Annotated in this window: 18 protein-coding genes; 4 read left to right on the top strand and 14 right to left on the bottom strand. The window is 66.4% G+C overall.

All coding sequences use genetic code 11. The annotated features are described in order from the left end of the window. Window positions 1–312: 312 nt before the first annotated feature. The 12 genes from flgL to AC07M7_RS12120 all read right to left on the bottom strand — a co-directional run bounded on the left by flgL (window position 313) and on the right by AC07M7_RS12120 (window position 11,979). Window positions 313–1,515 (bottom strand): flagellar hook-associated protein FlgL, encoded by a 1,203-nt coding sequence (gene flgL / locus AC07M7_RS12175; protein WP_495207490.1) that lies wholly within the window; start codon window positions 1,513–1,515, stop codon window positions 313–315. Then, window positions 1,512–3,392: a flagellar hook-associated protein FlgK gene (gene flgK, locus AC07M7_RS12170; protein ID WP_495207489.1), complete on the bottom strand. Its 1,881-nt coding sequence runs from the start codon at window positions 3,390–3,392 to the stop codon at window positions 1,512–1,514. Before flgK ends, flgL begins: the two co-directional genes overlap by 4 nt. An 8-nt stretch (window positions 3,393–3,400) precedes the next feature. Then, entirely contained in the window at window positions 3,401–4,600 is a 1,200-nt protein-coding gene (gene flgJ / locus AC07M7_RS12165; protein ID WP_495207488.1) for a flagellar assembly peptidoglycan hydrolase FlgJ, read from the bottom strand. Window position 4,601: 1 nt separating this feature from the next. After that, a complete protein-coding gene (locus tag AC07M7_RS12160; RefSeq protein WP_006366094.1) occupies window positions 4,602–5,738 on the bottom strand; it encodes a flagellar basal body P-ring protein FlgI in 1,137 nt (378 codons plus the stop codon). A 2-nt stretch (window positions 5,739–5,740) separates the two neighbouring features. Beyond that, window positions 5,741–6,433 (bottom strand): flagellar basal body L-ring protein FlgH, encoded by a 693-nt coding sequence (flgH, locus tag AC07M7_RS12155; RefSeq protein ID WP_012510987.1) that lies wholly within the window; start codon window positions 6,431–6,433, stop codon window positions 5,741–5,743. Window positions 6,434–6,455: 22 nt separating this feature from the next. Beyond that, a complete protein-coding gene (gene flgG, locus AC07M7_RS12150; RefSeq protein ID WP_005409571.1) occupies window positions 6,456–7,241 on the bottom strand; it encodes a flagellar basal-body rod protein FlgG in 786 nt (261 codons plus the stop codon). 102 nt (window positions 7,242–7,343) lie between these two features. Continuing rightward, window positions 7,344–8,093 (bottom strand): flagellar basal body rod protein FlgF, encoded by a 750-nt coding sequence (locus tag AC07M7_RS12145; protein WP_136638990.1) that lies wholly within the window; start codon window positions 8,091–8,093, stop codon window positions 7,344–7,346. Between the two features lie 32 nt (window positions 8,094–8,125). Continuing rightward, window positions 8,126–9,349, bottom strand: a complete 1,224-nt coding sequence (gene flgE / locus AC07M7_RS12140) for a flagellar hook protein FlgE (protein ID WP_006366152.1) — start codon at window positions 9,347–9,349, stop codon at window positions 8,126–8,128. Window positions 9,350–9,381: 32 nt separating this feature from the next. Further along, on the bottom strand, window positions 9,382–10,065 hold the full coding sequence (locus AC07M7_RS12135) for a flagellar hook assembly protein FlgD (RefSeq protein ID WP_006366154.1): 684 nt from the start codon (window positions 10,063–10,065) through the stop codon (window positions 9,382–9,384). A 23-nt stretch (window positions 10,066–10,088) separates the two neighbouring features. Further along, window positions 10,089–10,496, bottom strand: a complete 408-nt coding sequence (gene flgC, locus AC07M7_RS12130) for a flagellar basal body rod protein FlgC (protein WP_010485892.1) — start codon at window positions 10,494–10,496, stop codon at window positions 10,089–10,091. Between the two features lie 3 nt (window positions 10,497–10,499). Continuing rightward, window positions 10,500–10,895 carry a flagellar basal body rod protein FlgB gene (gene flgB, locus AC07M7_RS12125; RefSeq protein ID WP_495207487.1) on the bottom strand — a complete coding sequence of 132 codons (396 nt, stop codon included), beginning with the start codon at window positions 10,893–10,895 and terminating at the stop codon, window positions 10,500–10,502. Window positions 10,896–11,034: 139 nt separating this feature from the next. After that, window positions 11,035–11,979 (bottom strand): chemotaxis protein, encoded by a 945-nt coding sequence (locus AC07M7_RS12120; protein ID WP_428709865.1) that lies wholly within the window; start codon window positions 11,977–11,979, stop codon window positions 11,035–11,037. Window positions 11,980–12,240: 261 nt separating this feature from the next. Between AC07M7_RS12120 and flgA the strand changes: the two genes are divergently transcribed. The 4 genes from flgA (at window position 12,241) to AC07M7_RS12100 (ending at window position 14,925) form a co-directional block, all read left to right on the top strand. Further along, window positions 12,241–12,897 (top strand): flagellar basal body P-ring formation chaperone FlgA, encoded by a 657-nt coding sequence (gene flgA / locus AC07M7_RS12115; RefSeq protein ID WP_046982898.1) that lies wholly within the window; start codon window positions 12,241–12,243, stop codon window positions 12,895–12,897. A 75-nt stretch (window positions 12,898–12,972) separates the two neighbouring features. Continuing rightward, window positions 12,973–13,278, top strand: a complete 306-nt coding sequence (flgM, locus tag AC07M7_RS12110) for a flagellar biosynthesis anti-sigma factor FlgM (RefSeq protein WP_006366323.1) — start codon at window positions 12,973–12,975, stop codon at window positions 13,276–13,278. Further along, complete coding sequence (locus AC07M7_RS12105) at window positions 13,275–13,613, top strand: flagellar protein FlgN (protein ID WP_006366325.1); 339 nt, start codon at window positions 13,275–13,277, stop codon at window positions 13,611–13,613. The genes flgM and AC07M7_RS12105 overlap by 4 nt, the downstream gene beginning before the upstream one ends. 91 nt (window positions 13,614–13,704) lie before the next feature. Beyond that, window positions 13,705–14,925 carry an ATP-binding protein gene (locus tag AC07M7_RS12100; RefSeq protein ID WP_046982899.1) on the top strand — a complete coding sequence of 407 codons (1,221 nt, stop codon included), beginning with the start codon at window positions 13,705–13,707 and terminating at the stop codon, window positions 14,923–14,925. A gap of 93 nt (window positions 14,926–15,018) precedes the next feature. Here AC07M7_RS12100 and AC07M7_RS12095 read toward each other — a convergent pair whose 3' ends face one another. Both AC07M7_RS12095 and AC07M7_RS12090 read right to left on the bottom strand, forming a co-directional pair. Continuing rightward, window positions 15,019–16,791 (bottom strand): EAL domain-containing protein, encoded by a 1,773-nt coding sequence (locus AC07M7_RS12095; protein ID WP_495207486.1) that lies wholly within the window; start codon window positions 16,789–16,791, stop codon window positions 15,019–15,021. A gap of 4 nt (window positions 16,792–16,795) precedes the next feature. Then, on the bottom strand, window positions 16,796–18,898 hold the full coding sequence (locus AC07M7_RS12090) for a sensor histidine kinase (RefSeq protein ID WP_495207485.1): 2,103 nt from the start codon (window positions 18,896–18,898) through the stop codon (window positions 16,796–16,798). Between the last annotated feature and the right edge of the window lie 24 nt (window positions 18,899–18,922).

Genomic DNA, 18,922 nt, shown 5'->3' with positions numbered 1-18,922 from the left:
GTGTGGCTGTGTGCTTCGCTGTTGCCAAATGAATAACGGCGCTTTGTCAACAACCTTTAGCCGTGAATTCCGATGAGGCTGGATTTCGTTGCCGGAGGCCGTTTTCCCGGGTTTTTCGAGCCCCGGAGGAGGCGGCTGGGCAAGCCCAGCCAGCGCTGATGAAGGTATCGGCGGGGCAGCGGCGGGCTTGATGGGCAATCACGGAAAATCCGCCGGGCCACGCCCGGCGAGCGCAGCGGGCCATGGCCGCAGAAACGAAAAAGGCCGCGATGCAGGGCATCGCGGCCTTTCAGGACTGAGGTGGGAGAGCTGTCAGCCGATCTTGTTGAACAACGACATCGACTGCATCTGCGAGAAGATCGTCTGTGCCGCCTGCAGGGCAGTGCTCTGCAGCTGGTACTGGCTCAGCGCATCGGCATAGTCCAGGTCGCGCATCTGCGACAGCGTGGTCTTCAGGGTCACACTGTTGGCTTCACGCATGTCGGCGGCATTGTCCAGCGCCTTCAGCTGGGCACCACCGGCCGCACGCGAGTCGATCATCCGTTCCGACGCGCGTGCCACGTCGCGCAGCGCATTCTGCAGCGCGTTCTGCTGTGCGCTCATCTTCGCAGTGGTACCGGTATCGGCATCCAGCGCGGCGATCAGCTTGTCCATGGTGTCGAAGATGTCGCGGCTGCTCGCGGGATTCACGTTGAAGCTGTCGCCGGCAGCGGGGGCGCCGGTGATCTGCAGGCGCACGCCGTTCACTTCGAGATTGTCACCGGCCTTGTAGGTGCCGGTACCGGTCACATTGCCGGCGCCATCCAGCACTTCGTACTGGTTGGCGGCGGTGAAGCGGACACTGAAGGACTGCCCGTTCCAGTTGTCGCTGCCGTCGCGGGTGATGTTGGTCAATACCCCGTTGCCGGTATTGCCCGCCGCTGCACCGCCATCGACCTGGCCATCACCGGTTGGGATGCGCATGAAGATCTCGCTGCCGGGCAGGGAATCACGCACATAGGTATCCGGGCCGACTTCGACCTGGCGCTGGGTCTGGTCACCACGGTAGACCACCTTGCCATTGATCTTGGCGAATGGCGGGTCGCCGTCATTGGTGCCGCCGAACACGTAGCGACCGGTACCGTCGTCGGCGTTGGCCAGTGACAGCAGGCCGTCGCGGATCTGGTTCAGTTCGGTGATCAGCGTCTTTTTGTCGGCCGCGCTCAAGGCGGGGTTGCTGGCCTGGATGGTCAGGTCATTGACCCGGCCCATCAGATCGTTGACCTGTGCCAGGGTGTTTTCCTGGACGCCCAGACGGTTCTGCACGTTGCCGGCATTGAGCTTCATCCGGTCCAGTGCGGCCAGGCTGCGGTCCAGGCCGACCGCAGTGCCGGCGCCGACCGGATCGTCCTTGGCGCTGACGATCTTGCTGCCGGTGGCGATCTGCTGCTCCAGGTGGCTGAGCTTGGCCTGCTTGGCCATCATCAGCGACACGGACTGGTTGAACATCATGCTGGTGGAGATGCGGCTGCTCATCGGCGGACGGCTCCCAGGATGGTCTGGAACATGCTGTCGGCGGTGGAGATCAACTGCGAGGCGGCCTGGTAGGCCTGCTGCAGGCGCAACATGTCGGCCGCTTCTTCATCCAGATTGACGCCGGATACCTCGTCGCGCGCTTCCTGCGCCTTGTCATTGATCACCAGCTGGGCATCCAGCGAGTACTCCGCCGAACGGGCCGCGGCGCCCACCTGGGTGGTCAGGCCACCCAGCGCGCCGTTCAGCGTCACCGTGCCGGCGTTGAACGCCTTGGCGCTCTCCACCTTGGCCAGCTTGGAGGCGTTGCTGTTGTCCGACGATCCGGCAGGGGTCGGGGTGATGTTGAAGGTGTCGCCGACCTTGGGTGCGCCGTCCAGTACGAAGCTCCAGCCGTTGGCACTGATGGTCTGGCCTGGGGTGTAGGTCTGTGGCGGGCCGCCATCGATGGTGTAGGTGGTGGCCGAGGTGAACACGATCGCCGCCGGATTGCGCAGGTTGGCGTTGCTCGAATCGGTGACGGTGACGCCGCTCAGCTTGCCGGTGCCGTTGTTGGCGGTGGCTGCTGCGCCCTTGACTGCCGCAGCGGCAGCGATGCGCGAAGGATCGGTGATGGCGATTTCCATGCTGCCGGCCACGCCGGCGGTCGGCTGCAGCAGGAAGCGGTCATTGGCGGCCGGAGTGCCGCCGACAACCATTTTGACGCCGTTGATCACCAGCGGATCGGCGGCGGTGCCGGTGCCGGTCAGCGGAACATTGGCGCCGGTGTCGGCACGGCTGGCCTTCCAGTTGCTGCCATCGAACTGCAGCACCACGTTCTGCGCGTCCAGCTTGCCCAGGTCGCCATAGGTGGCGGTGAGGCTGCCGGTGCCGGTGTTGCCGTTGTTGGCGGTGACGCGCGGGTTGCCGATGTTGAAGAAATCACCGCCGAGCTTGCCGTACAGGTCCACGCCCTGGTGGTGGGCCTGGTTGAAGCTCTCGGCCAGGCCCACGGCCAGCTTGCCCAGTTCGGCCTGGGCCGGGGTCAGCACGGTGTCGCGGAACTCCAGCAGGCCGCCGATCTGGCCACCGACCGCCTTCGGGTCGAGCCGGATCGTATTGCCCTGGGTTTCCAGCGCCAGCTGCAGCCGTTCCGGCTGGTACGGGTCGGCCACGGTAGTGACCTTCGTCGCCGTGGTGCCCACCACCAGCGCGTTGCCGCCGGCGGTGTAGACATTCATGATGCCGCCGTCCTGGATCACCGCCGTGCCGCCGGTGTAACCAATCAGTTGGGTGATCAGCTGGTCGCGGCGGTCGAGCAGGTCGGGGGCGGCGTTGGCGATGTTGGTGCCGATGGCACCATTGATCTGTGCGATCTCCTGCGCCAGGCGATTGACCTCGGTGGCACCGGCCAGCAGGCCGTTGTTGACCTCGCCGTTGAGGTTGTTGAGGTGCGTGTTGAGCTGCACGAAACGGTTCGCCAGGGCCTTGCCGCCATCAAGCATGTTCTGGCGGTCTGCGGTACCGGCGGCATTGGAGGACAGGCCGCTGACCGAGTCGAAGAAGTTCGACCACACACCGGAGACGTTGGTGGCCGGATCGGAGAACAGCGCATTGACCCGGTCGGCCATGCCCGAGAGCTGCTTCAGGCGCGCCAGTTCGCCACTGCTGTCGAGCAGGCGCGCTATCGCCAGCTGGTCGGCCGTGCGGCGGATGTCGGTGATGCGGGTGCCGTTGCCGACCGTGCCGTAACCGTAGTTCTGCGGATCGGCGGTGGCGAAGTTGACCTTCTGCCGGCTGTAGCCGGGCGTGTTGAGGTTGGCCACGTTGTGGCTGGTGGTCGCCAACGCACGCTGGAAGGCGAGCAGGGCACCGGTACCGGTGGAAAGTACGCTGGACATGGGGTTCCTCAACGACGAGTGATACCCAGCGCCGCGGTTGCGGTGCTGGCGAAGGTCTGGCCAAGGCGCGTGCCGGCATCAGCCACGGCGCTTACCGCGCGCTCGATGGTCGGGCCGCCGGCGATCGCGGCGATCTTGGCCGCGTAACGCGGATCGGTGGCATAGCCGGCGCGCTGCAGCCCGCGGGCGAAGCCCTGCACATCGGTGCCGGCCTGCAGGGCCTGCTGGTAGCGCGGGCTGGTTTTCAGGAGGTGCACATAGTCGGCGAAGCTCTCGGCCGGCGAGCTGTAGGCACGGAAGCTGGCGGTCTCGTTGCGGCGCACGCCATCGACATATTCGTGGGTGCCGGCCACGGCGCGCTGGCCGTTCCAGCCGTTGGCCTTGATGCCGAACAGATTGTGCGAGGTGCTGCCGTCGGCATGCTTGATGTGGCGCTTGCCCCAGCCGGTTTCCAGTGCGGCCTGGGCCACCAGGGCGCGGGCATCCACGCCCAGTTCCTTGGCCGCGCTCTGCGCGTGCTGCCAGATGCTGGCGACGAAGCCCTCCGGCGTGTGCTCGCCGAGCTGGGCCACGGCGGTACGTGTGGCCATCGCATCGGCTGGGCTGATCGCGGTGCCGCGGTTGCTGGCGGTGGCCGCCCACTGGTCGCTGCTGGCCGCCCAGTCATCGCCCTGCAGGCTGCCGATATACGGATCATCGGTGCCCAACGAGCGGTGCATGCTGCTGCTTTCACGGCCAGCGATCAGGTCCAGCGCCTGTTCCATCGGCGCAACCGCGGCCTGGGCGCCGTGCTGGGCACCGGCAGCCATCTGCTGCAGCAGGCGTACGGCCTGCCCGCCGTCTTCCAGCGGCAGCGACGGTGCTGGCTTGGCCGGTGCATTGAGCTGGTAGGCACGACTGGCCTTGGCCGCATCCACGCGAGTATCCAGTGCCGGGCCGTCGGCGGCCTGCCCGGACAGCTGCCGGCTGATCATGCCCGACAGGCCCAGGCCCTTGCCGCGGGTCATCGCCTCGGCGATCTTCTGGTCATACATGTCGCGGAACATCTTGTTTTCGCCGGGGAACAGCGAATCGCCAAAGCTGGCGTCACGCATGCTCTTGACCAGCATCTGCGCGAACTGGCCTTCCAGCTGGCGCGCGACCTTGTCGATCTTGGCCGGATCGTTCTGTTGCGCCGGGTGCAGATCGAATGCGGGAGTGATGCGCATATCAGATCACCTCGAGCTCGGCACTCAATGCGCCGGCCTGCTTCAGGGCTTCCAGGATCGCGATGAGATCGCCCGGTGCCGCACCGACCGCGTTCACCGCATGCACGATCTCGTCCAGGGTGGTGCCGCCGCTGAACTTGAACATGCGGCTGCCGTCGTTGGTGGCGGTGATGGTCGACTGCGGGCTGGCCACGGTGCGGCCGCCGGACAACGCATTGGGCTGGCTGACGTTGGTGTTCTCCTGGATCGTCACCGTCAGCGAACCGTGCGAGATCGCTGCCGGGCCGACCTTCACCTGCTGGCCGATGACCACGGTGCCGGTACGCGAATTGACCACCACCTTGGCGGGGGCGCTGCCCGGCGTCAGTTCCAGGTTCTCGATGCGGGCCAGCAGGCCGATGCGCGCGCCCGGGTCAGTAGGTGCGGTGACCGCGACGGTCACGCCATCGACTGCGCGTGCCGCGCCTTCGCCGAACGCGTTGTTGAGCGCGGCGACCATGCGCGAGACCGTAGTGAAATCGTTGTTGTGCAGGTTCAGGGTGATGTCGCCGCCATTGGCCAGCGGATCGGGCAGGGCGCGTTCAACGGTGGCGCCATTGGGAATGCGGCCGACGCTCGGCACGTTCACCGAGACGCGGGAGCCGTCCTTGCCCTGTGCGCCGAAGCCGCCGACGATCAGGTTGCCCTGGGCGATGGCGTAGATCTGGCCATCGGCGCCGCGCAACGGCGCCATCAGCAGCGAGCCGCCGCGCAGCGACACCGCGTTGCCGATCGAGGACACGGTGATGTCGATCGGCTGGCCCGGCTTGGCGAACGGCGGCAGTTCGGCATGGATCGCCACGGCGGCCACGTTCTTCAGCTGCGGGTTGACATTGGCCGGCACGTTGACACCCAGCTCGCCGAGCAGGTTCTTCAGGCTCTGCACGGTGAAGGGCGCCTGGCTGGTGCGGTCGCCGCTGCCATCCAGGCCGACCACCAGGCCGTAGCCGACCAGCGCATTGCCGCGCACGCCGCCGACCTGGGCCAGGTCCTTGATGCGCTCGGCACTGGCGGGGGCTGCCACGATCAGCAGCATCAGCGCGACGATCGACGCCGCGCGGCGTTGCCAGGAAGAAGAGAAGAAGGAATTCATGGCCATACTCAGAACGGCGTCAGGCCGGAGTTGAAGAAGCGGCTCAGCCAGCCCATCGCGTTGGACTGCGCAACCGGGCCGCGACCGCCGTAGACGATGCGGGCTTCGGCCACGCGGCTGGAAGGAATGGTGTTGTCCTGGCTGATGTCGCCGGGACGGACGATGCCCTGCACCTGCACCAGTTCATCGCCCTGGTTCAGGCGCAGGTTCTTCTGTCCCTGCACCACCAGGTTGCCGTTGGGCAGGCGCTGGATCACGGTGACCGTGACGTTGCCCTGCAGGCGGTTGCTCTGCGCGCTGTTGCCCTTGCCGGTGAAGTCACGTGCACCCTTGGCCGAGGCGCTCAGAATGTCCTTGCCGCCCAGGGTGACCGGTGCGCCGAAGATGGACGGCGTGCCCAGGCTCAGGTTCGATTCCTTGTTGGTGGCGGTGTTGGCACTGGTCTGCGCGGTGGTGTTTTCCAGCAGGCTGATCGTCAGCAGGTCACCTACGTCGCGTGCGCGACGGTCCGAGTACAGCTGCAGGGTCGGGCCAGCGGCGTAGATCGCGCCAGCGGTCGGCTGGGCCTGCGGCGGCATGATCGGCTGGATCGGCGCCATCGTCGGGTAGGGGCGCACGTCACCCGCGATCACGCAGCCACCGAGCAGGGCGGCCACGGCGCAGGCGAGGGCGGTACGGGCGAAGTTGGAAAGGGGCGACATGGCGGTTTCCCGGTTGGGCCGGTCAGAGCTTGTTGTTGAGATAGCCGAGCATCGAATCGGTGGTGGAGATCGCCTTGGCGTTCATTTCGTAGGCGCGCTGGGTTTCGATCATCGACACCAGCTCTTCCACCACATTGACGTTGCTGCCTTCCAGCGCACCCTGCACCACGGTGCCCAGGCCATTGAGGCCGGGATTGCCGTTCTGTGCCGGGCCGGACGCGGTGGTCTCCAGGAACAGGTTCTCGCCGCGGGCCTGCAGGCCGGCCGGATTGACGAAGTCGGTCAGGGTCAGCGCGCCCACTTCCACCGAAGCGGCACCGTCGGCCATCTTCACGCTGATGGTGCCGTCGGTACCGATGGTGACCGACTGCGCGCCTTCGGGAATCTGGATGCCCGGCTGCACCGGATAGCCGCTGTTGGTGACCAGCTCGCTGTCCTGGTTGATCTTGAACGAGCCATCACGGGTGTAGGCCGAGCTGCCATCGGGCATCTGTACTTCGAAGAATCCGCGGCCGTTGACCATCACGTCCAGGGCGCGGCCGGTCTGCTGTTGGCCACCCTGTTCGAAGTTCTTGGCGGTGGCGACCACGCGCACGCCGGTGCCGAGCTGCAGGCCGGTCGGCAGCTGGGTCTGCGCCGAGGAGGAACCGCCGGGCTGGCGCACCTGCTGGTACAGCAGATCTTCGAAGCTGGCACGGTCCTGCTTGAAGCCGGTGGTGTTGGTGTTGGCGAGGTTGTTGGAAACCACCGACATGCGCATCTGCTGCGCATCCAGTCCGGTTTTTGCGATCCACAATGCCTGGTTCATCTTCGCTGTCCTGTCTGGTGAAGCCGGCCGCGTGGTGCGGCCCTTGGTATCGGGTGTGCAAGCGGTGTGCCAGCGCCGGCATCAACCGGCGCCGGAATCCCGTCAGCTGCCCAGGCGCAGCAGGCTGTTGGCGCTGCGTGCGTTTTCGTCGCCGTGCTTGATCACCTGCACCTGCATTTCGTACTGGCGCTGCAGCTGGATCATCTGCACCAGTGCACCGGCAGCATCGACGTTGCTGCCTTCCAGCTGGCCGCTGTGCACCGCCGTGCCCTGTGCCGGGGCGAACGGCTGCAGCGGGTCGGTGTTGCGGAACAGGCCATCCAGGCCGCGTTCGAGGCGCTCATCCGGAGCCTGCACCACTTTGATGCGACCGATCTGCGCCATGGTCTGCGGGCCTTCGCCCTGCGGAATGATCGAGATCGTGCCGTCGGCACCGATCTCCATCGCCTGGTAGGGCGGTATGGCGATCGGATTGTTGTTGTCGTCCAGCACCGGGCGGCCGCTGGAGGTCACCAGCTGCCCGTTGGGTGTCACCGACAGCGCCGCGCCGCGCGTGTACGCTTCGCTGCCATCGCTGGACTGCACGGCCAGCCAGGTGCCGGTCTGCAGGGACAGATCCAGCGGCTTGCCGGTGATGTGCTGCGAGCCGGGCGTACGGTTGAACCCGGCGTCGACATGCAGCGCATCCACCCGCGAGGCAAAGCCCGGGCCACGGATCGGGAAGGCTTCGGTATTGGCCAGCGCTTCCTTGAAGCCAGGGGTATCCGAGTTGGCGAGATTGTGGCTGAGCGTACCCTGCGCCTGCAGGGAGGCGCGGGCACCGGTCATCGCCACGTAAAGGGCTTTATCCATGCGGGGAGTTCCGTGGCAGGGTCAGCGCGTCATCAACGGATGTTGATGACGGTCTGGGTGATCTGGTCCTGGGTGGTGATCATCTGCGCGTTGGCCTGGAAGTTGCGCTGCGCGGTGATCATGTTGACCAGCTGCTCGGTGAGGTCGACGGTGGACGCTTCCAGCGAGCCGGCCTGGATCTTGCCGAGGTTGGAGGTGTCCGGCATGCCGGTGCGCGGCGTGCCCGAGCTGAAGGTATCCACCCACAGGTTGTTGCCCTTCGATTCCAGGCCCTGCGGATTGTTGAAGGTGGTCAGTGCAACCTGGCCCAGCGGCTTGTCGGCACCGTTGGAGTAGCGGGCGTAGACCACGCCGGTTTCCGATACGGTGATCTCGTTGAGCTTGCCGGCGGCGTAGCCGTCCTGCTGGGTGTTGCGCAGCGCGAACTTCTCGCCGTACTGGGTCGAACCACTGACATCGAGCGTCATGTTCAGCACACCGGCGCCGGTGGTCGGGGTGAAGGTGCCGAGGCTGACCTTGCCGTTGGCAGGTGCAGTCAGCTTGCCGCTGTTGTCAAAGGTGACCGGGGTCGGCGCGCCGGCCGGTTGGCCATCGACGTAGTTGCGCACCGTCCATTCGTTGGGGTTGGCGCCCTTCACGAAGTAGGACACCTGGATGTGGCTCACGCCCAGCGAGTCGTACACGGTGATGCCACCGCTGGAGTGGTTGTAGCTGTTGGAATCGGTCGGGTCGAAGGTGGTGACCGTCGGCTGCTTGGCGTTGGCCGGCAGGGTGAAGCCGACCTTGACCTCGCTGGTCTGCTTCGGCGCGCTGTCGGTGGTCAGCAGCTGCAGGTCGACCATGCGGCCGGCGTCGAAGTTGGTGCCGTCGGCGTTCGGCGCAAACACCTGCAGGCGTGCGCCCTGCGGGTTGATCACATAGCCGGACGGATCGGTCTGGAAGTTGCCGGCGCGCGAGTACACGCGGGTGCCGTTCATGTTCATGGTGAAGAAGCCCTCACCGGAAATGGCCATGTCCAGGCTGCGCCCGGTCTGTTCGTTGTGGCCCTGCTTGAACTGCTGGGCGACGTTGGAGACGCGCACACCGGAGCCGACCGCGTTCTTCGACAGGCCGTAGCCGGTGGCCGAGAACAGGTCGGCGAATTCCGCGCGCGATTCCTTGAAGCCGGTGGTGTTGACGTTGGCGACGTTGTTGGCGGTGACGCTCAGGTCGGAGTTGGCGGCATTGATGCCGGACAGCGAGACATTGAAGCCCATGGGATGCTCCTGGTAAGTACGGGGTGTGTGGCTCAGCTGACGCGGAGCACGTAGTCGATCGGGGCCGTGCCCAGGCCCTTGAGGTTCAGGTACAGGCCGTCGGAACCGACGGTCACGCTCTCCACCGGCGCCTGCACGAAGGTGGACAGCTTGGTGCTCTTGCCGGCGGTGTCGACGTGGTTGGCGACGATGGAATATTTGCCCGGCTCCATGCGCTTGCCGTTGGCATCCTTGCCATCCCACTTGAAGGCGGTTTCGCCGGCGGCCTTGGCTTCCACGCTCAGCGAAGTGACCTTGGCGCCATTGGCGTCGGTGATGTCCACGGTGACGATGCCGGCCGCCGGTGCTGCAACGGTGCCTTCCACCGTGCCTTCCTTTTCCAGCACCAGTTTTTCCGAAGGCACCAGCACCTGGTGGCCGACCAGCGCGGCGCCACGCAGCACCTGGTCGCTGGCCATCGATTCCTGGAAGCCCTTGACCGTCTTGTTCAGATCGGTGATGCCCTGTACGGTCGACATCTGCGCCATCTGCGCGACCATCTGCGTGTTGTCCATCGGCTTCAGCGGATCCTGGTGCTGCAGCTGCTCGGTCATCAGGCGCAGGAAATCGGCCTGGTCCAGCGTGTTCTTCTTTTTCGTGGCGTTGCTGTTGGGGGCATTCAGGCCGAGCGCGGAGTAGACGTCCTGGTTGGTCTGGTTGTTGACGGCGGTGGTCATGGCGGTATCCGGTGCTGCGGGCCTCAGCGGCCCATGGTCAGGGTGGCCAGGGCCAGTTCCTTGGCGGTGGTCAACATCTCCACGCCGGCCTGGTAATTGCGCGAGGTCGAGATCAGGTTGACCATCTGTGCCACCGGATCGACGTCGGGCTGGTAGATGTAGCCATCGCCGTCGGCCAGCGGATGGCCCGGCTCATAGCGCTTGATCGGCGCCGCCTCGCTCTGGGTGATTTCCTTGACCTTCACCGACGTGATGTTCGGATCGTTCTTGCTGGTCACGGCCTGGAAGATCGGCTCCAGCGGCTTGTACACGGCGTCGGCGGAACCGGCCACGGTGTCGGCGTTGGAGAGGTTGGAGGCGATGGTGCTCATGCGCACCGACTGCGCCTGCAGCGCGGAGCCGGCGATGTCGAAGATCGGCAGGTTGCTCATCGCTTATTGCCCCGTGATCGCGGTCAGCATGGAACGCACCTTGCTCTCGACGAAGCTGAGCGAAGCGCGGTACTCGAGTGCGGCACGGCCATAGGCGGCACGCTCGGCATCGGGATCGACGGTGTTGCCGTCCAGGCTGGGCTGCACGCCTTCGCGCGCGATCTGGAACGGGTTCAGGCCACTACTGATCTCGTAGTGCTGCTCGTTGGTGGTGGTCATCAGGCCGTTGGCATCCTGCCCCTGGGCATGACGCAGGGCGGCATCGAAGTTCAGGTCCTGGGCCTTGTAGCCGGGAGTGTCGGCATTGCCGAGGTTGCTGGCGATCAGCTTCATCCGCTGTTCGCGCAACGGCATGGCCTGGGCGTGGACGCCCAGGTAGTCGGTAATCAGGTTGCGCACGGTGCACTCCCACGGGAACGTTGCCCGGGAAGCTGCAAGCGGTGTGCCAAAACCTGAGGGGTAGTGCCGGGCGCTGGCCGGCAACCTCAGGCACAACGGGTTGCCGGCCAGCGGCCGGCACTACCGTATCGAGGCGGCCCTACGCCGCCATCGCCACCTTGCGCAGGCGATCCAGCACGAAGTCGGCGAGCTCGTGCGGGGAGTACTTGGCGACGAAGGCATTGGCGCCGACGCGCTCGACCATCGCATTGTTGAATACGCCCGACAGCGAGGTGTGCAGCAGCACGTACAGGCCGGCCAGGCCCGGGTGGCGCCGGATTTCCGTCGTCAGCGTGTAGCCGTCCATGGCCGGCATCTCGATGTCCGAGATGACCATGGCGTAGCGCTCGGCAGGGTTCTCGCCCGAGGCGTGGATCTGAAGCAGGTGGTCGAGCGCCTGCTTGCCATCGGAGAGCAGGGTGGCGCCCACCCCCAGCTGGTCCAGTACGCTGCGGATCTGCTGGCGGGCCACGCGCGAGTCGTCCACCACCAGTACCTGCAGCTGCGGGCCATCGGACGGCATCGCCATCGCCGGGTCGAGCACGGCTTCACCACGCACCTGGGCGATGTCGGCCAGCACGCTTTCGACGTCGATCACCTGGATCAGCTCGCCCTGGAAGCGGGTCACCGCGGTCAGGTAGCTGGATTCGGCGCCCAGTTCCGGCGGCGGGTGGATGTCTTCCACCGCGATGTTGACGATGCGCTCCACGCCGCTGACCAGGAAGCCCTGGATCGAGCGGTTGAATTCGGTGACGACCAGGTAGCCGGGCGCGGTATCGGCATCCGGCTCGCGCTCGGGGTGGCCGATCGCCAGGCCCAGGTCCAGCACCGGCACCGAGCGGCCGCGCACGTCAGCCACGCCAGCGAACTGGCCGGGCAGGCCTGGCACCTGGAACAGTTCCGGACGGCGCAGGACTTCCTGCACCTTGAAGACATTGACGCCAAAAAGCTGACGTCCGCCGAGGCGGAACAGCAGCAGCGCCAGGCGATTGTGGCCGGCCAGTCGGGTCCGCTGGTCGATCCGGTTGAGCAGGTCATGGGACATGGCTGCTGTATCGGCGTGGTGGCTGCAGAACTTGAGGGCGCTCTGCCGACCGCGCGCTCCGCACCGTTCTTGTAGAGTCGACTGTTGGTCGACTGCTCTTTGAGCCGATCGCGGGAAACCCCGCGCTTCGCGCGAAAGTCGACCAACAGTCGACTCTACCCATCCGGCCCCATTCCCATCCAGGTCCCGATCAACACGCCCCGCCGCTCTGGCACACCCCTTGCACGCACCTGGGCCAGGTCTTACCGATAAGGAGGCGCCATGCGCCGGCTCACATCTCTATTGGCCATCGCGCTGGCGCTGGCCCCGCCGTTGGCGGCCGCTGCCGACTGGCAGCCGGTGGCCAGTATCCGTGCGGCAGCGTTGTCGACGCTGGCGGCCGGCAGCGAGGGTGAGGCCCAGGTGGCCGATGCGCTGCGCTTGCCCAGGTGTGGTGGCGCGCTGCAGGTGCAGCCGACCGCCAACACCACGGTCGAGGTCAGCTGCCCCGACGCCGGAGGCTGGCGCCTGTTCGTACCGGTGAAGGTGCGGCGCAACCAGACTGTGCTGGTGCTCAACCGTGGAATCGGCACTGGAGAAACCCTCACTGCCGCCGATATCACCACTGCCCAGCGTGATGCCGCCCGGATTGCCGGTGCGGTGCTGGCCGATCCCAATGCGGCGATCGGCCGCATTGCCCGTCGTCCGTTGCAGGCCGGGGCCTTGCTGTCGAACAACGATCTGGTGGTGCAGCGTCTCATCAAGCGTGGAGACAATGTGGCCCTGGTTTCGCGTCGCGGCTCGGTCGAGGTCCGCATTGCCGGCCGCGCGATGGGTGATGCCGGTGAGAACGAACGGGTTTCGGTAGAGAACCTGTCCTCGCGGCGGATCGTGCAGGGCACGGTCGATGCCGCAGGTGACGTAATCGTGGCGCGTTGAATTACTGCAGAATATCCCTAAAGATCACGGCCCTGCGGCCGTTATCCCTTGTGTACGGCAACTCCAGGACACCCCATGAGCCAGAAAATCGACGGCAACCTGCAGGTCCCCCAGGCACTGCGCAGCGTGACGACCCCGGCCAACAAGCCCGGCGTCAGCAGCGATGCGCCGACCCGCCCGGTCGAGGCGGCCGACAGCCTGCGCCTGACCGGCGAGGCCACCAATCTGCAGGCCATCGAGCGTGAGCTGACCACCGCACCGGCGATCGACGCCCAGCGCGTGGCGGCCGTGCGCGAATCGCTGCAGAACGGCACCTACAAGATCAATCCGGACGCGATTGCTTCGCGCATGCTCGAGCTGGACCAGCAGCTGCACGGATGACCGCGGCGATGAGCGAGCCGCTGCAGCGCCTTGCCCAGGCCCTGGACGTTGAACGCCAGGCGCTGGTCGAGCACGACGTGCACGCCCTGATCCGGGCTACCGGTGCCAAGCTGGAAGCGCTGCGTGCGCTGGAAGGTGCGCCGCCGGTCGGCGAGGGCGAACAGCTGCAGGAACTGGCCGAGCGCAACCGCGCCAACGGCGTACTGCTGTCGCGGCGACGCCGCGAGGTCAACTGGGCACTGCGCCAGCTGGGCCGCACCGAGGACGCCTCGGCCTACGATGCCAAGGGCCAGTCGCATACGGTCACTGCGCGCCGCCCACTCGCCGTCGCCTGACGCGACGGCGGTCGCACAACCCATTCAGGCGGGCTGAAGCCCGCTGCATGACCGCGTATATTGGGCGCCTGTTCGAACGTCCCGAGTCGCCGTGTCCGCTGCCAACGCCCTGGTTACCGCCCCCCTTCCGCCGCAGCCGGTGCTGCAGGCATTGCTTGAGCGCCTGCGCGAAGGCCTGCTGCTGTTCACCGAAGACGGGCAGGTGGCCCTGGCCAACCCGGCCGCCCAGAACCTGCTCGCCAGTGGTGAGGATGGCGCCTTGCCGCCGCCGCAGCGCCTGCGCGAACTGCTGCCGCCCGATGCGCTGGAGCAGGCGCGCCAGCACGGCCATTGGAATGGCAGCCTGCCGCTGGGCGAGGGCGTGGTCATTGCCCACCTCTACTATCACGGCCCAGTCGGCCAGGGGCATTTCCTGGCCCTGTTCCGCCACATTGAAGGGCAGGAAGACTACGAGCGCGAGCTGCAGCAGCGGCATGCCGAGCTGCGCCAGGCCTATCTGCGCCTGAACGGCACCCAGGAAAAACTGCTTCAGTCGGAGAAGATGGCCTCGATCGGCCAGCTCGCCGCCGGCGTTGCACACGAGATCAACAACCCGATCGGTTACGTGCACTCCAACCTGGGCAGCCTGCAGGAGTACCTGCGCAGCCTGTTCACCGTCATCGAAGCCTATGAGCGCGCGTTGCGTGCGCCGGACCCGAAGGCGCTGATCCCCGAAATCGACGACATCCGTGACCGCCTGGACATCGATTTCATCAGCCGCGACCTGCCGCAGCTGATGGCCGAATCACGCGAGGGCATCGAGCGGGTTACCCGCATCGTGCGCGACCTGAAGGACTTCTCGTACTCCGGCCGCGATGAATCGTGGAAGCTGGTCGACCTGCATTCCGGCCTGGAATCGACCATCAACATCATCTGGAACGAACTCAAGTACAAGGTGCACCTGGTGCGCGAGTTCGGCCAGCTGCCGCTGGTGGAGTGCCTGCCGTCGGAGTTGAACCAGGTCTACATGAACCTGCTGCTCAACGCAGGCCATGCCATTGCCGAGCGCGGCACCATCACCGTGCGCACCGGCGTCGATGGCGATCACGTGTGGGTCGAGTTCGAGGACACCGGTGGCGGCATCTCGCCGGAACTGCGCCAGCGCATCTTCGATCCGTTCTTCACCACCAAACCCGTGGGCAGCGGTACCGGCCTGGGCCTGTCGATTTCCTACAGCATCATCAACAAGCACCACGGACGCATCGACCTGGACAGTACCCCGGGCGTGGGTTCGCGTTTCCGCGTGGTGCTGCCGATCAAGCAGCCGCGCTGACCGCTTATGGTAGTGCCGGCCGCTGGCCGGCAACCTCATTGAACCCGACATCCAGAGCAGCCGGCCAGCGGCCGGCTCTACCAGAGGGGATTGTTACCGCAACGGGCGATCCTCGCCACCATCGGCCGGTTCGGCCGGCACCGGCCCGGCATTGCTGCGGCGCTGCTCCTCGTAGGTGCGGAACGCCTGGTGGATGTGCTTGCGCAGCTCGTCGTCGTTCCACGGCTTGGTCAGGAACCGGTAGATCGCGCCGCGGTTGATCGCATCGGTCACGGTGTTCAGATCGGTGTAGCCGGACAGCACCAGGCGGATCGTGTCCGGGTACAGCATCTTCACCCGGCCGAGGAACTCGGTTCCACTCATGTCGCTCATGCGCTGGTCGGACAGGATCACCTGCACGTCGTTGATCGCCAGCAGGTCGAAGGCATCGCGCACGTTGCCGGCCGCCAGGATGCGGTAACCATCACGACGGAACAGGCGCACCAGCGAGCGCAGCACGTTTTCTTCGTCGTCCAGCAGCAACAGCGTGCGGTCTGGCCGCGTTTCGGCGAACGCTTCCGGGCGCAGGTAGCGACGGCGCAGGGTCATGCCAGCGGCATCGGCCGACATCGGCTCGCCGAACAGATAGCCCTGGAACACATCGCAATCGTTGCGCCGCAGGAAGCCCAGCTGTGCCTGCGACTCCACGCCATTGGCAATCACCGTCATGCCCAGCTGGTGGCCCATCGCGATGATCGCGCGGGCGATGGCGGCCTCGCGGTTGCCGGCCGGTGCGCTCTTGATGAAGCTGCGATCGATCTTCAGCTTGTCCACCGGGTAGCGCACCAGCGCGCTCAGGCTGGAGTCGCCGGTGCCGAAGTTGTCCAGGCTCAGGCTGATGCCTTCGTTGCGCAGGTTGGCCAGCGTCTCGTGGACGAAGTTGACGTTGTTGGTCAGTGCGCTCTCGTTGATTTCCAGCGTCAGCATCTGCGCCGGTACGCCCGAGGCCTGGATCACCCCCATCACTTCGGCAAAGAAGTTGGGCCGCAGCAGCTGCAGGGTCGATACGTTCACCGCGATGGTGAAGTCGTCGAAGCCCTGGTCGCGCCACAGACGCGCCTGCTTCAGCGCACCCTCCAGTACCCAGGTGCCGATCTGCACGATGATGCCCAGCCGCTCAGCGGTGCGCATGAAGCGTTCCGGCACCAGCATGCCCAGCGTCGGCGACTGCCAGCGCAGCAGCGCTTCCATGCCCACCACGTGGCCGTCGCGTGCACTGACCAGCGGCTGGTAGCGCAGCTTCAGCTCGCCGTTGGGAATGGCATCGACGATCTGCCGCGCGATGATGCTTTCACTGTGCGCGCTCGGCGGCGTGTCCACGGCGTGGATGCGCACGGCGTTGCCGCCTTCGCGGGCAGCCTGGTACAGGGCGTCCTCGGCGTGGTCGAGCAGGCGCGAGGTGCTGCTGGCATGTTCCGGGCACAGGCTCACCCCCAGCTTGCCGGTCATGAACAGCGTGTACGGCAGTACCGACAGCGGAAGCTCCATCTGCTGGCGGATTTCCTCGGCGAAGTCCTCCGGCAGCGGGACCTCGGTGGTGCGCGGAACGGCGATCAGGAACTCGTCGCTGCCGTGGCGCCACAGCTTGCCGCGACCGCGCAGGTAGGACTGCAGCCGTTGTGCCACCAGCACCAGTGCTTGGTCACCCACCTCGGCGCTCATGTTCTCGTTGACCGATGCGAAGTGGTCGATGTCCACGTGCATCAACATCAGCGGGGTACCGCCGGAGGCCGCTTCGGCGACCATCACCTGCAGTTCGGGGTTGCCGGCGCCGAGGCGGTCGGGGGCATCATCGATGCTGACCGGCGGCTGGTTGGGATTCCACATAGGCTCAGTATTCCGGTGACTCGATGGTGGCCGTGCTGGCCGCCTGGTAGGGGAGGTGGACGTCGATCAGGGTGCCTTCACCGTGCGCGGACTCGATCCGCACATGCCCGCCGACGCTCTGTGCGCGTTCGCGCATCACGATCAGGCCGAGCCCGCGCGGACCGTCCGGGTCGAAACCCTCGCCATCATCGCGGATCTGCAGGCGCAGGCTACGCTGGCCGACGTCGCGCAGCTGCAGCAGGACCTGGCTGGCGCGGGCATGGCGCAGCGCATTGGTCAGGCTTTCCTGGGCGATGCGGAAGCAGGCCTGCTCGATGCTGTTGTCGGGACGCTGTGGCAGGGGCTCGATCTCGGCCAGCAGTTCCACCGGCGAGGAGCGGAACAGTACCCGTGCCTGCCAGCTCAGTGCGGCCTCCAGGCCCAGTGCGTCCAGCTGTGGCGGCCGCAGCAGGGTGGAAATGTCGCGCAGCTTGGACACGGTGGTGTCGGCGAGGCTGACGATCTGCGCCAGGTCCTCGGCGCGGCGCTGCGGATCATGCTCGTCCTGCGCAGCATGGGCGGACAGCTTGATCGCGGTGATGGCCTGGCCGATGTCATCGTGCAGGTCGCGCGAGATCGCACGGCGCTCATCCTCCTGCAGGGAGAACAGGCGCCCGGCCATCGCCTGCAGCTCGCGGTTGCTGGTTTCCAGCGCGGCGCGGGTGCGCTCCGAATCGCTCAGGTCGCGCACGATCAGCAGCTTGCAGTCGCGGCCGCCATAGCGCACTTCGCCCACCGCCAATCCGGCATGGAAGCGGCGGCCGTCCGCGCGCTGCATTGCCACCACGCTGCTGTGGCCAGGGCCCAGGTGAGGCTGGCCGGCACGCAGCTGGGCGCGCACGCGCACCAGATCGGTGGCGGCAACCAGCGCCGACAGCGGCTCGCCGAGCAGGGTGTGGCTGCCATAACCGAACAGGCCTGCTGCCCAGGCATTGGCATACAGCACATGCTCGTCGGAAAGGATCACCACGCCATCGGGCAGTACCCGCACCAGCTCGCGGAACTGCTCTTCGCGCTCACGCAGCAGGCGGCGTGACTGTTCGCGCTCGGTTACGTCCTGCAGGGTGCCGAGCACACGGTTGCGGCCGGCTTCATCAGTGCCACTGGCGGCGCGCAGGTGCACCATCAGTGCATGACCGTCCATCGCCAGCAGTGGCAGCAGCACGTCCACCTGTACCGGCTCGCCTGAGCACAGCTCGGCCAGCAGCTGCTCGGTCTGTGACGCGGTGGCCGGGTCGGCCGGCACCAGCAGTTCATCGAAACGGTGCCAGCGACGGGCTTCGGGCGGGCGTCGGCCGAGCAGGCGATAGACCTGGTTGGAATAGCGGCCCTGTCCGCTGGACGGATCCAGCTCCCAGGCACCGATGCGGGCCAGCTCATGCGCTTCCTCGACCCGTGCCAGCGCCTGGTCGCGGCGCAGCTGCGCCAGGTCCTCGGCGGTGCGATCGATGGCGATCAACAGGCGGGCATTGTGTCCATCGTAGCTGATCGAATTCGAGCGCAGTTCCATCTGCCGCAGGCTGCCGTCGCGCAGCTGCAGCTGCGTACGCAGGATGCACAGCTCCTCGGGCGCCTCGCGGATCGCCTCCAGCTTGGTCTGCAGCGCCTGGTCCTGGCCCGGTGGCCACAGCGCATCGATGGTCTGCTCCAGCAGTTCATCACGTTCCCAGCCGAAGGTGCTGCAGGCGGCCGGGTTGGCATCGAGGATTGCCAGCGTATCCAGGTCGTAGACCAGGATCGGGCCGGGATTGCCTTCGAACATCTGCCGCAGGCGCAGTTCGGAAGCCTGTTGGCGGGCATGGGTATGCAGCACGTGCTCGGCCAGCGGGCGCAGCAGCAGGTACAGCAGGCCCGCGCTGGCCAGGGCGAAGAACGAACCCTTCAGCCCTTGCCACAATGCTGCCTGGTGCGGGTCGGGCACCAGTGCCTGTACCGCGCTGTCGGTGGCGATCATCCATGCCAGCGCCATCGCAAGGTAGCTCAGAACCACGCGCCGGCGGTCGCGGCTCAACGCCTGCGCCATCCGCGGGTCGGGAACAGGGGCGTTGCCGGTCGGTTCTGCGGGCATGGACGGGGTGGGTGAAAAGGGGCG

It is taken from the genome of Stenotrophomonas sp. GW821-FHT09E08 (assembly GCF_059416125.1).
Note: the sequence above shows the minus strand (reverse complement) of the source record. Positions and strands in the feature narration are given on the sequence as shown.

Excerpts from the sequence above, each read along its gene's own strand:
- flgL (WP_495207490.1), bottom strand. The coding sequence starts at position 1,515 with ATGAGCAGCCGCATCTCCACCAGCATGATGTTCAACCAGTCCGTGTCG.
- flgK (WP_495207489.1), bottom strand. The coding sequence starts at position 3,392 with ATGTCCAGCGTACTTTCCACCGGTACCGGTGCCCTGCTCGCCTTCCAG.
- flgJ (WP_495207488.1), bottom strand. The coding sequence starts at position 4,600 with ATGCGCATCACTCCCGCATTCGATCTGCACCCGGCGCAACAGAACGAT.
- AC07M7_RS12160 (WP_006366094.1), bottom strand. The coding sequence starts at position 5,738 with ATGGCCATGAATTCCTTCTTCTCTTCTTCCTGGCAACGCCGCGCGGCG.
- flgH (WP_012510987.1), bottom strand. The coding sequence starts at position 6,433 with ATGTCGCCCCTTTCCAACTTCGCCCGTACCGCCCTCGCCTGCGCCGTG.
- flgG (WP_005409571.1), bottom strand. The coding sequence starts at position 7,241 with ATGAACCAGGCATTGTGGATCGCAAAAACCGGACTGGATGCGCAGCAG.
- AC07M7_RS12145 (WP_136638990.1), bottom strand. The coding sequence starts at position 8,093 with ATGGATAAAGCCCTTTACGTGGCGATGACCGGTGCCCGCGCCTCCCTG.
- flgE (WP_006366152.1), bottom strand. The coding sequence starts at position 9,349 with ATGGGCTTCAATGTCTCGCTGTCCGGCATCAATGCCGCCAACTCCGAC.
- AC07M7_RS12135 (WP_006366154.1), bottom strand. The coding sequence starts at position 10,065 with ATGACCACCGCCGTCAACAACCAGACCAACCAGGACGTCTACTCCGCG.
- flgC (WP_010485892.1), bottom strand. The coding sequence starts at position 10,496 with ATGAGCAACCTGCCGATCTTCGACATCGCCGGCTCCGCGCTGCAGGCG.
- AC07M7_RS12120 (WP_428709865.1), bottom strand. The coding sequence starts at position 11,979 with ATGTCCCATGACCTGCTCAACCGGATCGACCAGCGGACCCGACTGGCC.
- flgA (WP_046982898.1), top strand. The coding sequence starts at position 12,241 with ATGCGCCGGCTCACATCTCTATTGGCCATCGCGCTGGCGCTGGCCCCG.
- flgM (WP_006366323.1), top strand. The coding sequence starts at position 12,973 with ATGAGCCAGAAAATCGACGGCAACCTGCAGGTCCCCCAGGCACTGCGC.
- AC07M7_RS12105 (WP_006366325.1), top strand. The coding sequence starts at position 13,275 with ATGACCGCGGCGATGAGCGAGCCGCTGCAGCGCCTTGCCCAGGCCCTG.
- AC07M7_RS12095 (WP_495207486.1), bottom strand. The coding sequence starts at position 16,791 with ATGTGGAATCCCAACCAGCCGCCGGTCAGCATCGATGATGCCCCCGAC.
- AC07M7_RS12090 (WP_495207485.1), bottom strand. The coding sequence starts at position 18,898 with ATGCCCGCAGAACCGACCGGCAACGCCCCTGTTCCCGACCCGCGGATG.